The sequence below is a fragment of the Comamonas resistens genome, from assembly GCF_030064165.1.
In the GTDB taxonomy this organism is placed as follows: domain Bacteria; phylum Pseudomonadota; class Gammaproteobacteria; order Burkholderiales; family Burkholderiaceae_C; genus Comamonas; species Comamonas resistens.
The window spans coordinates 3912540-3928515 of the sequence record NZ_CP125947.1; the positions used below are offsets into that span (position 1 = coordinate 3912540).

The following is a 15976-nucleotide window of genomic DNA, read 5'->3' on the forward strand; positions in this document are numbered from 1 at the left end:
GACCTTTACCCTGAAACCTTCCGAGACCTTGAGACAAGCGGTGCCGAGACTGGCGCCTGCGGTTGCAGCCCGGACCATGAATGGCTCAGATCAGCCTAAAAGCGGCCTGCAGATAGCAACCACTGCCTTGCAGAGGTTGTAAATATCACGGATGCACAAGCCTGCTCCGTACCAGACAGGGTCTGACCACAAGGTTCAGAAAATGCGTAGATGGGCTGGAAACTGGACCACAGCTTCTGTTTTCTAGATGCCGATGTTCAGTTCGAAGAGTTGTTCAGTTGTTGAAGCTCAAGCTGCCTGGCAGCACTGGCTTCGAGGTTTGCACGCTCTTCATCCAGATACCGATAAATGCTTTTGAGGTCGGCGATTTTCTGCCTGATTTCTGCCATCTTCTTTTCAATGAGCTTGGCGCCGTCAGCGCAATCGATGGTCTTGTTCCGTTGCGCATCCAGAATCTGGCCTATTTCCCCCAGCGAAAACCCCATGCTTTGCGCGCGCTGGATAAAGTTCAGATCCTGCAGAGTTTGTGCCGTGTAGACGCGATAGTTGTTAGTTCGTCGCGTCGGTGAGATCAGGCCGATTTGCTCGTAGTAACGCAAGGTATGGCGGCTGGCACCGCTGCGTGTCTCAAGTTCGCCGATTCTCATGAAAATATCGCTTGACTATAGAGTTAGGTCGACACTCTACATTTGATTTCTCACCTTACCAAGGAGCAGAGAAATGAGCGTGGAGTGCTTTGTCACGGGAGGAACCGGTTTCATCGGTCAACATTTGGTGGCAAACCTGAGTGCAAAAGGTCACACCGTTCGGGTGTTGATGCGTCATCCAGAGCGACTGGCGGTGCTGCAGGAGCAAGTCGACAGCCTGGGAGGAGTCACAAGCCGGGTCTTTGCCGTTGCTGGCGACCTTGAACGGGACAAGCTCGGGCTGAGTCTTGCCGATCGAGAAGTGCTAAAGCAGGCCAGAGTCGTATTTCACCTGGGCGCCCACTTCGCCTGGGGGCTTTCATTGGAGCATTCTCGTGCGGTCAATGTAGAAGGCGCAAAGCGCGTGGCGCTGTTGGCGGCTGAGCAAAATAGCCGCTTGGTGACGATCGGCGGCTACATGCTGAAAAATCATGAACATCTGCAGCACATCGGAATTGATCCTCGTGATCCGGAGCTGACGAATTGGCCGGCCGTCTACCGGCGTGTCGGGGCCTACGAGGCGAGCAAGCTGGAGGCACACTTTGCGACCTTGGCACTCATGTCCGCCAAGGACGGGGAGCTCACCGTTGTTCACCCCGCGACGGTGTGTGGCCACAGTCGCACGGGGCATATCCTTGACGGTCAGCCGCTGGTGGCGTTGATACGCAATCTTGCGCAGGGAAAGCTGACCGCAGTACCCGGTACCGCCGAGCATTGGCTGCCACTGGTCACCGTGGATTACCTGGTTGAGCTGGTGGCGGCTTGTGCTTTCGATCCTGCCATGGCGGGCCAGGAACTGCTGGCGCTTGATGACCAAAGTCCCAACTTGCGAGAGCTCCTGGTACAGGTGGCACAACCCATGGGCTTGAAGCCTCCCAGACATCACATTTCACTGCGATTGCTGAGGCTGCTACTGAGTATTCCGCCCATCGCGCGGTTCTTGAATACAAACGCCGAAGCCTTGGACTTTATACAGACCACCCGCTTTGATACGGCGGCAGTAGAGCAATTTGCCAACAGGCATGGAATAGCCAAACCGGATATACGCCAGTCTTTGCAGCACACGGCAATGTTCGTCAACTCATATTACATGGCCAAGAGCAGGGCCGTCTGACTTGTCCCTTGGGAGCAATAAACAACATCAAGATCCGAGGCAGTCGTGCGGAGCAGGACAGCGCGGCCTCGAGCATGGCGCAGACATGCACTTGCAAACGCCGCGAGCGTCTGCAGCACCATTTCGACACTGGTAAAAGCAGTCATCCCGATGCTATCGGACATGGCAACCATCGCATGGCCGATCTGGGATGGAGCCGGTATTCAGGGCCCATTGACCCACAAGACCCACTTCCGGCAAAAGTGTTCATTACCCAGAAAAAATTGGATAGAGCCGTAGTCAGCCTTAAGCGGTCTTCTCATTCCTATTCACTGAGATTGCCACACTTGGCACTGCGCTGACGAATTTAAGTCATTGGGCTTCCAATAAAAAAAAGCGCTCATAACGAGCGCTTTTTTATGAGGGAGGGAGTTTACGACTTTGATGTCTCAGCCCCCGTCCCCGGCAAGCCGCATGGATATTAAGCCTTTGTTGACGACTTTAATTATCCAGAACGGCAGGGTATCAGTTCACGGCAGCGCCGGACTCGTACCAGGTCTTGATCAGGTTGCGCTCGTCTTCGGACAGAGCACCAGGATTGCCGAAAGGCATCTTCTTCAGCTGAACCACCTGCTGGTAAATCTGCTGGGCATGCGACTTCACAGCCTCGGGGGAGTCCAGACGGACACCCTTTTGCTGGATGGCAGTGCCGTGGCAAACCACGCAATGCTGCTGGAAGATGGCATTGACCTTGGCAAAGCCTTCGCCACCGGCAGCTGCAGGAGCAGCAGCTTCAGCAGCGGGTGCCGCACCTTCGGCAGCAGGGGCTGCGGGAGTGGCAGCTTGCTCGGCAACGGGCGCTGCAGGAGCAGCAGCCACGGGGGCGGGAGCAGCCACAGGAGCGGGCTTGAGCCAGACGAACACGGCAAGCAGAGCAGCCACGCCGACAGCAGCGTAAGGCCAGGGATGGCTGTTACGGCCCAGCTTGTAGCCGTGACGCATCACGAAGAATTGGCGAATTGCAGCACCGGCAAACATCATGCCGATCAGCACCAGCCAGTTCATCTTGTGGCTATAGAGCCAGCCATAGTGGTTGGACAGCATGGCGAACAGCACAGGCAGCGTGAAGTAGGTGTTGTGCACGCTACGCTGCTTGGCACGTTGACCGTGACGGGGGTCCACAGGCTCGCCAGCCTTCAGGGAAGCCACCACCTTGCGCTGGCCAGGGATGATCCAGAAGAACACGTTGGCGCTCATGGAGGTCGCGAGCATCGCGCCCATCAGCAGGAAGGCTGCCTGGCCGGGGAAGATGTGGCAGGCCAGGTAGGCGGCGATACACACCAGCACCAGAACCATGGCACCGACGGTGGCGTCGCCATTCTTCTTCTGGCCGAAGGTGCGGCAGATGAAGTCATACAGCAGCCAGAACACCACGAGGAAACCCAGAGCCGAAGCCACGGCAGCGCCGGTGCTCATCGCATTGGCATCGCCAGGGGTGATCAGGTAGATGTTGGCGTTCCACAGATAGGAAACCGTCAGCAGGGCAAAGCCCGACAGCCATGTGGTGTAGCTCTCCCAGTAGAACCAGTGCAGGTGGTCCGGCATCTTGGGAGGAGACACGTTGAACTTGACGGGGTGGTAGAAACCGCCACCGTGCACAGCCCAGAGTTCGCCGTTGACGCCCTGCTTTTTCAGGTCGTCGTCCACGGGCGGCGTCAAGCTGCTGTCCAGGAACACAAAATAGAAGGAGGAACCGACCCAAGCGATCGCGGTGATGACGTGGAGCCACCGCAACAGCAGGCCGGCCCAGTCGAGAAAGTAGCTTTCCATAGCTCTCAACCTTGGCAGCGTGGGGCTGCCGAACAACCTGCTCACCACTGCGGGCGCTCTGAGCAGAAGAAAAGGCCGCGCTCCCGTACGTTACGCACGAGGCACCGCTGCGACCATTCTGTCGACCGAAAGTGTATGCAATTTTTGCCACCGAATGCAGCACGTCTAGGGTTAATCACCCTAGTGATTTCCCTAGGAGTTAGACCCAGAGCAAATCTGGCGCCATGATTTTCTGGCAATACAAGTTGACCAATGCGACTGCAAAGTCGCAGAAATCAGACGGTTTGCTGCTTCTGCTGCAGAAGCTGGGCAGCCACTGCCACTGCGATCACTTCTGGCTGCTTTCCAGTGATGCCAGGCACCCCTATCGGGCAGGTGATATGAGCCAGCTCCTCATCCGTAAAGCCACGCTCGCGCAGGCGCCGGCTGAAGGTCGCCCATTTGGTCTTGCTGCCGATCAGCCCCACGAAAGGCAGGTCCCCACGCTCACGCTGGCGTTTGAGACACAGGGCAACAATCTCCAGGTCCTCCGCATGACTGAAGCTCATGATCAGCACCTGAGTCTGCGCAGGCAACTCATCGACCGCGGCCTGCACTGGGTCGGAATGCTCGCAAAGCACACCGATCTGCTCCTCTGCGGGAAAGACGGCATCGCGGCTGTCCACCCAGATCACGCGATAAGGCAGGCTGCGCAGAATGCGTACCAGCGCATGACCGACATGACCTGCACCAAACAGGGCTACACAATCAGAAGGAACGGGCAGCAAAGGCTTGAGCAGATTACGCTGTCCGCTCTCAAAAAAAGAGTATTGCAACTCCAAGGCACCACCGCAGCATTGCCCCAGGCTGGGGCCCAGAGCGTAGCGCTGGGTATGGCTTGAAACGACCCCGTCTCCCGCATCGCGCCATTGACTGAGCAATTGCTGGGCCTGAGCTATCGCCTGCCATTCCAGATGACCACCGCCAATCGTGCCCAGCACCTCGTCGGCGAATACAGCCATCCACGCGCCCTGTTCACGCGGCACGGAGCCGCGCGTGGCATGAACCTGCACCCAGCACAGGGGCTCGCGATCCAGGCGGCTCAGAATCTTTTCGTAGGTTTCACTCCACATGGGCAAGCTTGTCTCAAGTCTGTAGGACTTACGCAAACAAGAATACACAAGGAATGCACCCATGGTGCAAACGTCTTGCCTGCACCTGATTTGCGTAAGTCGTGGTCTGAAATGGCACAGAGGCCCATCTTCCCCCATATCCGGCGCAGCGGTAGAAGCGCCTTGATATGAGCAGCCTAATGCCATGCGCATAGCCCAAACAGTGCAATACCTGTTTCATCTGCTTGCCAGCGCCACCTGTTTCGGCGTTCCGCCATGCAATTTTCAGGATACGCTTGGCAACTATGCCTGAATCCTCCGCCCCCCTGCCCTCGCTCCCACTGCGCAAGAAAGCCTGGCTCTGGGCCAGCGCCGCCGTGTCTGCCGCCTGCCTGCTGACCGCCTGCCAGACGCCACCCGGTGGCGGCGTTTCATCCCCATCCACACCCACGGTCTCCAAGGCCTATCGCAGGGATGCGGCCCAGCATCTGTATGACCGCAATGCAGATCGCATCTACAAGGGCATGCTGCCCCCCATGCTGTATGCGATCGGGGTGCTGCAGGTCCAGCTCGATAGCCAGGGACGTATCCGCAATCTGCACTGGATGCGCAAGCCCTCGCATGCCCCCGAAGTGGTCGCCGAGATCGAACGCACGGTACGCGCTGCGGCACCGTTCCCCGCAACCGGCAGCCGTTCCACCGTCACCTATACCGACACCTGGCTCTGGGACAGGTCGGGGCGCTTCCAGCTCGATACGCTGTCCGAAGGCCAGCTGGGTCAGTGATGTGCCTGCTGGTGCGCCCAGCCAGCAATCCCCACAAAAAAACCGGCTCTGGGCCGGTTTTTTTGTGGGCAGGAGCCAGGCCCCTGCGCAGCGCGATTACTCCACGACCTTGGTGATCTTGGTGCCTTGCAGGGAGACCCCGGCTTCCAGACCGGCGTTGGTCAGCACATAGCTGGTCACAGGCGCCTGGGCAGTGGTGGTGTCGATGCTGCCGTTGGCGCCGATCTTGCCGGCGGCCACTGTCGCGTCGGCCCCTACGGACCAGCCATCGCTATTAAGGAACTTGTCCAGCGCTTCCTGGGTGTTGAACACATAGATCACAGCCTTGGACTGACCGCCGGCCTGCCAACCGATGGAAGCAGCCGTAGTGCTGTAGTAACCACGGTTATGACCACCCACGCGCAACACGCCCCGACCATGCTCTACGCCCACGACAAAGCTGCCGCCAATGACCGATGGGAAGATCAGCACGCCCCGGGCACGCTGCACCATTTCTTTGGAGCCTGGCGCGGTCTGGTACAGGCGCTCCAGCGCGGCATTGGCACGGGTGTTGATGGTGGTTGCATCGGCGCGAGGTGCCGACGCTGTCTCGGGTTTGGTGGTGGTGCAGGCAGTCATGGATACGGCGCCAGCCGCTACAGCAGCAGCCAATGCCAAAGAACGCATAGAGATTTTTCGCATGTCTATTCCTTTCATGGATGAATGTGCCTGCACATTCCAAAGTTGTAGAAGGCCTGCATGAGGTTTGATGGTGGCCGTTGATCCCTCAATCCGGCACCCCCTCAAGACAAGGTTGAGCTGATCCTAGTGGGCTGAGCCACCAAATAAACCCTGCTACATCAGCTTGCGCTATTGGCCTACAAAGCGCAAGCCCATTTATCAAAAAACGCCCACATGTCCGTCGGATGCCATCCCGCAAGCCCGACCTCGCTGCACAAGACTGACAGCTGCGCACTGATCTGCCGGAAATGACACAACGCAGGCCGATTCGGCGCTAGCATTCTCGGAGTGCTACCGGCGTTGATGACTGGATATTCATGAAGTTCTGGAATTACGTTCACCACCCACGCGCAGCCATGGTGTTGCTGCGCATCACTCTGGCCTTGCTGATGCTGTTTCACGGCTGGGCCAAGATTCGTCATGGCATTGGCGGTATCGAGCAGATGATCGAGGCACGCGGCGCGCCCGGCTGGCTGGCCTATGCCGTGTATCTGGGTGAAGTGGTGGCACCGCTGCTGCTGCTGGTGGGGCTGTGGGTCGTGCCCGCGGCGCTGGTGATTGCCATCAATATGCTGGTGGCATTTTTTCTGGTGCACACCAAGCAGGTGCTGATGCTGCAAAGCTCGGGCGGCTGGGCGCTGGAGCTACAGGCTTTCTTCTTTGTCACGGCCCTGGTCGTGGCCATGGGTTCATCCAGGGACTGATCAAAGCACCAAAAACAAGAGCAGCTTGCGCTTGATACTCTTTGATTTCAAAGCCAAACAACCTTGAAATGAAGGAGTAGCCAGCGCAAGCTGCTCTTGTTTTCAAAGGCTTCTCCGAGAAGAAGCCTTGACGATCAGGAACCGCGGTAAGTGGAATAGCTCCAGGGGCTGACCAGCAGGGGCACATGGTAGTGTTGTTCGACATTGGCCACACCGAAGTCCAGGCTCACCTTGTTCAGAAAGCTGGGCTCGGGCAGCTCAACACCGCGGGCCTTGAAATAAGCAGCCACGTCAAAAGTCAGGCGATAGGTGCCGATCTTCAGCGTGTTGTTGTCGAACAGAGGCGCATCGGTGCGACCGTCGTGATTGAGCACCAGGCTCTTGATCAGCGTGGCCTTGTCGCCTTCGGTGGAAAACAGTTCAACGGCCATGCCAGCTGCGGGGCAGCCGTTCATGGTGTCGAGAACGTGGGTGCTCAGTCCCATGGAAATCTCCTCATGGACAGTTCAAACCTGCCCTGTTTGTTGCAATAACCAAGAACGTGGGCGCAAGCACCCCGCCTTAGACATTCAAAGTGTATACAGTTTCTGTACTCCATCAAAGGCAGTACAGACTTGACTTCTAGGCACATACCCGCAAAGGCTCTGCCAGTCTCGTTTCGGCACAAGTCAGCGCTTCTAAACTGTTGGGCCGCATGAGCCTCATGCATCAAGACCCATCCAAGGAGACACCCATGCAATTACGCGCCACCGCCCTGGCGAGCAGCCTGCTCATTGCCATCGCCAGCCTGGCCGCGTGCAGCAGCACGCCCTCGGACACTACAGCCACCAATGCCAGCTCCTCTTCCAGGACCGCAGTTTCCGCAGCTCCGGCAACAGCCTCCCAGACAGCCAGCGCCCAGGCCGCCGCTGCGGCCTATGACTTCGACATGGACGTGTTCCATCCAGTGGAAGCCAGGAACGGCATGGTGGCGACCGAACAGGAGCTGGCCACGCAGATCGGCGTGGACATTCTGAAAGCCGGCGGTAACGCCGTGGATGCGGCGGTAGCCGTGGGCTTTGCGCTGGCCGTGGCCCTGCCGAACGCCGGCAACATAGGCGGCGGCGGCTTCATGATGGTGCATGACGCCAGGAGCGGCAAGGACATCGCGCTGGACTTCCGTGAAGTGGCCCCCAAAGGCGCCTCGCGCAATATGTATCTCGACGACAAGGGCCATGTCATCGACGGCAAGTCGCTCTACACCCACTACGCCGTGGGCGTACCCGGAACCGTGGCGGGCATGACGCATGCACTTTCGCGTTGGGGTTCCATGCCGCTGTCCAGGGTAATGGCGCCGGCCATTGCCCTGGCCGAAAAGGGCTACCCCGTGAGCGTGCCCCTGGCCAAGACGCTGGACCAGGAAAAGAAGAACATGGGCCAATGGCCTGCCACCCAGGCCATCTTCTGGAAAGGCGGCGCGCCCTTGAAGAGCGGCGACCGTCTGGTGCAGAAAGACCTGGCCCAATCCATGCGCCTGATCAGCCAGCAGGGCGCCAAGGCCTTCTATCAGGGCGCTATCGCACAGAAGATTGCCGCCGAGATGGCGCCGCATGCCAATGCCCTCACGCTGCAGGACCTGCGCGACTACAAGGTGGTGGAGCGCGAACCCGTGCGCGGCAGCTACCGTGGTTACCAGATCGTGACCATGCCGCCTCCGTCGTCGGGCGGCGCCCATCTGCTGCAGATCCTGAACATGATGGAGCGCTGGCCCATGAACCAGTGGGGCGCGGACAGCGCGCAAAGCGTGCACTACATGACCGAGGCAATGAAGCTGGCCTATGCCGACCGCTCCGAGTATCTGGGCGACCCGGACTTTGTGAAGATTCCGCTCAAGGGCCTGACATCCAAGCGCTACGCCGAATCGCTGGCAGCGAGTATCAAGCCACAGCAGGCAAGGCCCAGCCAGGACATCAGGCCCGGCAAGCCCCAGCCCTATGAAAGCGACCAGACCACGCATTACTCCGTGGTGGACAAGGCCGGCAATGCCGTGGCCGTGACCTACACGCTGAACACCAACTTCGGCAGTGGCATCGTGGCCAAGGGCACGGGCATTGTGCTTAACAACGAAATGGACGACTTCTCTGCCAAGCCCGGCGTGGCCAACGCCTATGGGCTGGTCGGTGGCGACGCCAATGCCGTGGCGGCTGGCAAGCGCCCCCTGTCTTCGATGACACCCACCATGGTGCTCAAGGATGGCAAGCCCGCACTGGTTACCGGCAGCCCCGGCGGCGCACGCATCATCACCACGGTGCTGCAGCAGATCGTCAACTACATCGACTTCGGCATGAACCCGCTGGAGGCTGCGGCCACGCCGCGTTTCCACCACCAGTGGACGCCCGATGAACTGCGTATCGAAAAAGGCTTTAGCGCCGACACCGTGACCCTGCTCAGGCAATGGGGCCACAAGGTGGAGCTCAAGCCTGCCATGGGGCGCACGCAGACCATAGAGATTCGTGACGGCATGCTGCTTGGCGCCTCCGACCCGCGCAATCCCGATGGCAAGACCATGGGCTATTGAGCCATTTCATCGCACTCAAAAAGCAAAAAAGCCGCGCTCCCCCGAGCGCGGCTTTTTCTTATGGGCGGCTACCGCCGTACGCGTGGCGTCGCCGCCCTCCCCACCTGAGACTTGCTTACTCGGCCTTTTGACCGATTTCGAAGTTAGCCTGGATTTCCAGGGCACGCACCATGCCGGAGTGATCCCAGGCAGCGCCGCCGTGGGCCACGCAGCTGTTGAACAGCTCTTGTGCCTGAGCCGTGTTGGGCAGAGACACACCCAGCTGACGAGCGCTGGACAGGGCCAGGTTCAGGTCCTTCTGGTGCAGGGCAATGCGGAAGCCAGGGTCGAAGGTGCGCTTGATCATGCGTTCGGCATGCACTTCCAGGATCTTGGAAGAGGCAAAGCCGCCCAGCAGGGCTTCACGCACGCGGGCTGGATCGGCACCGGCGCGCGATGCGAACAGCAGGGCTTCGGCCACGGCTTCGATGTTCAGAGCCACGATGATCTGGTTGGCCACCTTGGCGGTCTGACCGTCGCCGTTACCGCCCACCAGGGTGATGTTCTTGCCCATCTTGTCGAACAGGGGCTTGACGCGCTCGAAGGCTGCATCGGGGCCGCCGACCATGATGGACAGGGTGCCGTTCTTGGCGCCGACTTCGCCGCCGGAGACGGGAGCGTCCAGGTACTGGGCGCCAGCGGCTTCGATGCGCTTGGCGAATTCCTTGGTAGCCACGGGCGAGATGGAGGACATGTCCACCACGATCTTGCCGGAGCTGCCCTTCAGGCCAGCTGCCACGCCGTCTTCACCGAACAGCACCTTCTCCACGTCGGGAGTGTCGGGCACCATGATGAAGATGATGTCGGCGCGCTCGGCCACACCGCGAGCGGTAGTGCACTGGGTGGCGCTGGTATCGGCGATGTTGGCAGGCACCTTGCCCACGGTGTTGACGAACAGTTGGTGGCCGGCAGCAATCAGATGGCCGCACATGGGCGCGCCCATGATGCCCAGACCGATAAAGCCCAGCTTGAGAGAAGATGCGTTCATGGTTGTACTCCTAGATTTTTTGGATACTCGAATTCGATAGCTAGCAGCGCTTGCTCAGCAAGCGCTGCAGGCCTATTTGGCTTAGGCAGCGACAGCAGCCTTCTTCCAGCCGCCGATCTTTTCCAGCCAGCCCAGGCCCGATTCGGTGCCGTTGGCGGGCTTGTATTCGCAGCCGATCCAGCCGTCGTAGCCGATGCGGTCCAGGTGCGCGAACAGGAAGGGGTAGTTGATCTCGCCGGTGCCGGGTTCGTTGCGGCCGGGGTTGTCGGCCAGCTGGATGTGACCGATGCGAGCCAGTTGCTTTTGCATGGTGGCAGCCAGCTCGCCCTCCACGCGCTGGGCGTGGTAGATGTCGTACTGCACAAAAGCGTTGTCGGCGCCGACTTCGTCCAGGATGGACAGGGCTTCATCCGTGCGGTTCAGGTAGAAGCCGGGAATGTCGAAGGGGTTGATGGGCTCGATCAGCAGGCGGATGTTGGCGGCGCTCAGGGCGGCGGCAGCAAAGCGCAGGTTCTCGACAAAGGTACGGCGCACCACGGCAGCGTCGGCACCCGCAGGAACCTTGCCAGCCAGGCAGTTGAGCTGAGGCACACCCAGGGCGTGGGCATAGGTCACGGCCTTGGCCACGCCAGCGCGGAATTCATCCACGCGTGTGGGGTCGCAGGCAATGCCGCGCTCGCCCGCGTCCCAGTCACCGGCAGGCAGGTTGTGCAGAACGATCTTCAGGCCGGTGGCGTCCAGACGTTCCTTGATCTCTTCCACGGTGTGAGCGTAGGGAAAGAGGAATTCCACGGCTTCAAAGCCTGCGTTTGCGGCACGTTCAAAACGCTCGAGGAAAGGCACCTCGGTGAACAACATGCTCAGGTTGGCTGCAAAACGGGGCATGGTTTTGTCTCCAGATATCTCGTCAAAAAGGGAAAAGGACAGAGCCTTGGCTCTGTCCTTGGATGCTGTTAGTCCAGCAGAGCCAGTGCGCTAGGCGCGTCGGCCTTTTCGGTGGCCAGGTCTTCGAACTCGACCACGTTGTCGATTTCGGCGCCCATGGAGATGTTGGTCACACGCTCCAGGATGCACTCGATCACCACAGGTGTCTTGTGCTCGGCCATCCAGGCTTCGGCCTGCTCCATGGCAGGGGCAAAGTCTTCGGCGCGGTGAACGCGGATGGCCTTGCAACCCAGACCTTCAACAACCTTAACATGGTCAACACCGTAGCCACGGGTCGCTTCACCCTCATCCATGTTGATATTGTCGAACGCCAATTGCACGCAATAGTCGATGGAGAAGGCGCGCTGTGCCTGGCGGATCAGGCCCAGGTAGCTGTTGTTCACCAGCACGTGGACGTAGGGCAGCTTGAACTGTGCGCCGACGGCCAGCTCTTCGATCATGAACTGGAAGTCGTAGTCACCGGACAGGGCCACGATCTTGCGCTTGGGGTCGGCAACGCGCACACCCAGAGCAGCGGGAGTGGTCCAGCCCAGAGGGCCTGCCTGGCCGCAGTTGATCCAGTTGCGTGGCTTGTACACATGCAGGAACTGGGCACCGGCGATCTGCGACAGACCGATGGTGGACACGTAGGTCGTGTCGCGGTCCAGAGTGCGGTTCATGCACTGGTAGACGCGCTGGGGCTTCATCGGCACGTTGTCGAAGTTGGTCTTGCGCAGGTACTCGACGCTGTTCTTGCGGCCCTGGCACTCGGCCACCCAGGCCTTGCGGCACTTGAGCTTGCCGGCAGCCTTCCACTCCTTGGCCACGGCAACGAATTGCTCCAGGGCAGCCTTGGCGTCGGAGACGATGCCGTAGTCGGGGGCAAACACGCGACCGATCTGTGTGGGCTCGATGTCCACGTGGATGAACTTGCGACCCTTGGTATAGACCTCGACGGAGCCGGTGTGACGGTTGGCCCAGCGGTTGCCGATACCGAACACAAAGTCCGAAGCCAGCATGTTGGCGTTGCCGTAACGGTGGCTGGTCTGCAGACCGCACATGCCGACCATCAGAGGGTGATCGTCAGGGATGGTGCCCCAGCCCATCAGGGTGGGGATCACGGGCACGTTGAGGATTTCGGCCAGCTCGACCATCAGCTCGGACGCGTCGGCGTTGATCACACCACCACCGGAGACCAGCAGGGGACGCTCGGATTCGTTGAGCATCTCGATGGCCTTCTCGGCCTGCTTGCGCGAAGCCGCTGGCTTGTAGGCTGGCAGGGGTTCGTAGGTGTCGATATCGAATTCGATCTCGGCCAGCTGCACGTCGATGGGCAGATCGATCAGCACGGGGCCGGGACGGCCGGAGCGCATCAGGTGGAAAGCCTGCTGGAAGGCACGGGGCACTTGAGCGGGTTCCAGCACGGTGGTGGCCCACTTGGTAACGGGCTTGGCGATGGAGGCGATGTCCACGGCCTGGAAGTCTTCCTTGTGCAGACGCGAGCGGGGGGCTTGGCCGGTGATGCACAGGATTGGGATGGAGTCGGCGCTGGCCGAGTACAGGCCGGTGATCATGTCGGTGCCGGCGGGGCCGCTGGTGCCGATACACACACCGATGTTGCCGGCGACGGCACGGGTATAGCCTTCAGCCATGTGGCTGGCGCCCTCGACGTGACGGGCCAGGATGTGGCCGATGCCACCGTGGTCCTTCATTGCTGCGTACAGCGGGTTGATAGCGGCACCAGGTACACCGAATGCAACGGTAACGCCTTCTTTTTCGAGCACGCGAACTGCGGCTTCAATCGCTTTCATCTTGGCCATGAGGTCTCCTTCAAACTGGAACCAACTTTAGTCAAGACCCCTGCTTGCCGGAAGCCGGTTGCAGACCATAAAATTTATTCCATTGAAGAATAAATAGGAGAGAAGCGATGGACAGACTCGATGCCATGCATATGTTTGTGCGGGTGGTGGAAACCGGCAGCTTCACCAAGGTGGCGCAGGAATTCTCCACCACCCAGCCCACCGTCACCAAGCAGGTCGCCGCGATGGAGGCACGCCTCAAGGTGCGCCTGCTCAACCGCAACACACGCGGCGTGAGCATGACCGAGGCCGGAGCGCTCTACTACGAAAAGTGCAAGATCATCGTCAACGATGTGGCCGAGGCCGAGAACGTCGTCAAGGTGCGCCAGACCCATGTGCAGGGCCAGTTGCGCATCGGCAGCTCGGTGGCCTTTGGCCGCCGTGTACTCATTCCGCTGGCCATGGAATTCATGAAGCAGAACCCCCAGGTGCAGGTGGATCTGAGCTTCGAGGACCGCTACACCGATCTCGTGGCCAACGGCATCGACGTGGCGCTGCGCCTGGGCAAACTGGCCGACTCATCGCTGGGCGCCCGCATGCTGGGCATCAATCCCTGGGTGCTGGTGGCCTCCAACACCTATCTGCGCAAGCACGGCACACCACGCCGCCCCTCGGACCTCAAGGAGCATTCCACGCTGATCTACAGCAGCGTGCAGGGCAACGACATCTGGCGCTTGCGCAATGCCAGTGGCGAGCCGGTGTCGATTCCCGTCACGGGGCGGCTGCGCTCCAACAATCTCTCGGCCCTGCTGGCCGCCGCCCGCTCGCACATGGGCATTGCCGCCCTGCCCCGCTATGTGGCCCATGACTCGCTCAAGGACGGCCGCGTGGTCGAGGTGCTCAAGACCTGCCGCCTGCATGAGCAGGAAATCCACGCCGTCTACCCTTCGCCACGCCTGGTGCCGCAAAAAGTGCAGTCCTTTATCGCTTTTCTGCAGGGCAAGTTTGACGATGCCTGGTGGGAAGACCTGCCACGTGGGGGATGAAATCTCTCCCCTGAGTCGCTTCGCGCCTAGGCGGCCCCGCCTTCCCCCTCTCTGTACGCGCTAACGGAAGGGGACGACAGCTTCGCTGCGGGGCTGCCCTTGCTCGCTGTCCCTGGGTTGGAGCGCGCCAGTATCACAGGCCGCAGATAAAAAAAGAGCAGCTACCGCTTGATAAGCGGTAGCTGCAGATTGTTTTCACACTGAAATCTTTGGATAGCCTACGCAAGCAGCTATCCAATTTGAAGTTTTCAGAGAATCAGAATCGCGCGAAAGTCGTTCACATTGGTGTGCGTGGGGCCGGTAATCACCAGATCGCCCAATGCCTCGAAATAGCCATAGGCGTCGTTGCGGTCCAGATAGTCGCTGATGCGCATATTCTTTTCCGCCGCACGCTTGAGCGTACAGGGCGAGACGCGTGCCCCGGCGTTGTCCTCCACGCCGTCGATGCCGTCGGTGTCGGCGGCCAGCGCCCAGACCTTTTCCTGGCCTTGCAGAGCCTGGGCCAGCCCCATGCAGAACTCGCCGGCACGACCGCCACGACCCTTGGCCGCGCCCAGTTGGCGAGGACGGATCGTGACCGTGGTTTCACCACCCGAGAGAATCACGCAAGGCTTGGCAAAGGGCTCGCCACGCTTGGCGACGGCGCGGGCCAGAGCCGCATGCACCTTGCCAACTTCGCGCGATTCACCTTCCATCTCGTCGGACAGCACATGCACGGCAATGCCTGCCTCACGCGCCGCTGCCGCAGCCGCTTCCAGCGACTGCTGGGGCGTGGCGATCAGATGCACCTCATGACCGGCAAAGCGCGCATCACCGGGCTTGGGCGTTTCCAGTGTGCCGTCCTGCAGTGCAGCACGCACGGATTCGGGAATGCTGATCTGGTAGCGGTTCAGGATGCTCAGCGCATCGGCACAGGTCGTGGCATCGGGCACCGTAGGGCCGCTGGCGATGACCGAGGGGTCGTCACCGGGTACATCGCTGATGGTCAGCGTCACCACCTTGGCCGGATGGCAGGCTGCCGCCAGACGGCCACCCTTGATACGCGAGAGGTGCTTGCGCACGCAGTTCATTTCACCAATCGCCGCGCCGCTTTCCAGCAAGGCCTTGTTGATGCGCTGCTTTTCCGCCAAATCGATGCCTTCGGCAGGCAGGGTCAGCAAGGACGAGCCACCGCCCGAGATCAGGCAGATCACCAGATCGTCCTCGGTCAGGCCCTGGGTCAGCGCCAGAATGCGCTCGGCAGCGGCCAGACCGGCGGCATCGGGCACGGGGTGGGCAGCCTCCACGACCTCCAGGCGCTGGGCCAGGCCTTCGGGGCGCGGGGGAATATGGTCATAGCGCGTCACCACCAGGCCGGACAGCGGCGCCTCTGCAGGCCACAGCGCTTCCAGTGCCTGCGCCATGGAGCCACCGGCCTTGCCGGCGCCCAGCACCAGCGTACGCCCCTTGGGCGGCTTGGGCAGGCTGCGCGCCAGGCCTTCAATAGGCAAGGCATTGCGCACGGCCACGTCATACAGGTGACGCAAGAAAGCGGCTGGATCTTGCTGTGGCGAAGGCGCAGCAGCGCCCTGCGCGCGCGAGGATGTATTCTGTGCTTGCATAGTTCTTGGATTGTGCATTCCGGCATTTTTGCTTCACAGCGGCAAGCCAGTCACAACACTGCTGACTTTGCCGCAGCAATGACGCAAATCATTGGCCAGCCTTGATTTGCTTG

The 15976-nt window shown here is 60.3% G+C and carries 14 protein-coding genes; 5 read left to right on the forward strand and 9 right to left on the reverse strand.

Annotation, left to right across the window (positions count from 1 at the left end):
* Positions 1–257 precede the first annotated feature (257 nt).
* Positions 258–647, reverse strand: a complete 390-nt coding sequence (locus QMY55_RS18165; protein ID WP_283485550.1) for a MerR family transcriptional regulator — start codon at positions 645–647, stop codon at positions 258–260.
* A gap of 73 nt (positions 648–720) precedes the next feature.
* On the opposite strand from QMY55_RS18165, the gene QMY55_RS18170 reads away from it, so the two are divergent.
* A complete protein-coding gene (locus QMY55_RS18170) occupies positions 721–1800 on the forward strand; it encodes an SDR family oxidoreductase (RefSeq protein WP_283485551.1) in 1080 nt (359 codons plus the stop codon).
* A 504-nt stretch (positions 1801–2304) separates the two neighbouring features.
* Here the strand turns inward: QMY55_RS18170 and QMY55_RS18175 are convergent.
* The gene (locus QMY55_RS18175; protein WP_283485552.1) at positions 2305–3609 is read right to left on the reverse strand and encodes a urate hydroxylase PuuD; all 1305 of its coding nucleotides are present in this window, start codon (positions 3607–3609) and stop codon (positions 2305–2307) included.
* 275 nt (positions 3610–3884) lie between these two features.
* The gene (xdhC, locus tag QMY55_RS18180; protein ID WP_283485553.1) at positions 3885–4721 is read right to left on the reverse strand and encodes a xanthine dehydrogenase accessory protein XdhC; all 837 of its coding nucleotides are present in this window, start codon (positions 4719–4721) and stop codon (positions 3885–3887) included.
* A 284-nt stretch (positions 4722–5005) separates the two neighbouring features.
* On the opposite strand from xdhC, the gene QMY55_RS18185 reads away from it, so the two are divergent.
* Entirely contained in the window at positions 5006–5485 is a 480-nt protein-coding gene (locus QMY55_RS18185) for a hypothetical protein (protein ID WP_283485554.1), read from the forward strand.
* 96 nt (positions 5486–5581) lie between these two features.
* On the opposite strand, the gene QMY55_RS18190 is transcribed toward QMY55_RS18185, so the two are convergent.
* On the reverse strand, positions 5582–6166 hold the full coding sequence (locus QMY55_RS18190; RefSeq protein ID WP_283485555.1) for a BPSL1445 family SYLF domain-containing lipoprotein: 585 nt from the start codon (positions 6164–6166) through the stop codon (positions 5582–5584).
* Positions 6167–6522: 356 nt separating this feature from the next.
* Here QMY55_RS18190 and QMY55_RS18195 point away from each other — a divergent pair, with 356 nt between their 5' ends.
* On the forward strand, positions 6523–6909 hold the full coding sequence (locus QMY55_RS18195) for a DoxX family protein (RefSeq protein WP_283485556.1): 387 nt from the start codon (positions 6523–6525) through the stop codon (positions 6907–6909).
* A gap of 134 nt (positions 6910–7043) precedes the next feature.
* On the opposite strand, the gene uraH is transcribed toward QMY55_RS18195, so the two are convergent.
* On the reverse strand, positions 7044–7394 hold the full coding sequence (gene uraH, locus QMY55_RS18200; RefSeq protein WP_283485558.1) for a hydroxyisourate hydrolase: 351 nt from the start codon (positions 7392–7394) through the stop codon (positions 7044–7046).
* A gap of 248 nt (positions 7395–7642) precedes the next feature.
* Here uraH and ggt point away from each other — a divergent pair, with 248 nt between their 5' ends.
* Complete coding sequence (gene ggt, locus QMY55_RS18205) at positions 7643–9466, forward strand: gamma-glutamyltransferase (RefSeq protein ID WP_283485559.1); 1824 nt, start codon at positions 7643–7645, stop codon at positions 9464–9466.
* A 115-nt stretch (positions 9467–9581) separates the two neighbouring features.
* Here the strand turns inward: ggt and glxR are convergent, their stop codons facing one another.
* The 3 genes from glxR to gcl form a co-directional block, all read right to left on the reverse strand.
* Positions 9582–10493 (reverse strand): 2-hydroxy-3-oxopropionate reductase, encoded by a 912-nt coding sequence (gene glxR / locus QMY55_RS18210; RefSeq protein ID WP_283485560.1) that lies wholly within the window; start codon positions 10491–10493, stop codon positions 9582–9584.
* An 81-nt stretch (positions 10494–10574) separates the two neighbouring features.
* Positions 10575–11378, reverse strand: coding sequence for a hydroxypyruvate isomerase (gene hyi, locus QMY55_RS18215; RefSeq protein ID WP_283485561.1), 804 nt, complete (start codon positions 11376–11378; stop codon positions 10575–10577).
* A 68-nt stretch (positions 11379–11446) separates the two neighbouring features.
* Complete coding sequence (gcl, locus tag QMY55_RS18220; RefSeq protein ID WP_283485562.1) at positions 11447–13237, reverse strand: glyoxylate carboligase; 1791 nt, start codon at positions 13235–13237, stop codon at positions 11447–11449.
* Positions 13238–13344: 107 nt separating this feature from the next.
* On the opposite strand from gcl, the gene QMY55_RS18225 reads away from it, so the two are divergent.
* Positions 13345–14262: a LysR family transcriptional regulator gene (locus QMY55_RS18225; RefSeq protein WP_283485563.1), complete on the forward strand. Its 918-nt coding sequence runs from the start codon at positions 13345–13347 to the stop codon at positions 14260–14262.
* Between the two features lie 248 nt (positions 14263–14510).
* Here the strand turns inward: QMY55_RS18225 and QMY55_RS18230 are convergent, their stop codons facing one another.
* Positions 14511–15863, reverse strand: a complete 1353-nt coding sequence (locus QMY55_RS18230; RefSeq protein ID WP_283485564.1) for a glycerate kinase type-2 family protein — start codon at positions 15861–15863, stop codon at positions 14511–14513.
* Positions 15864–15976: the final 113 nt, after the last annotated feature.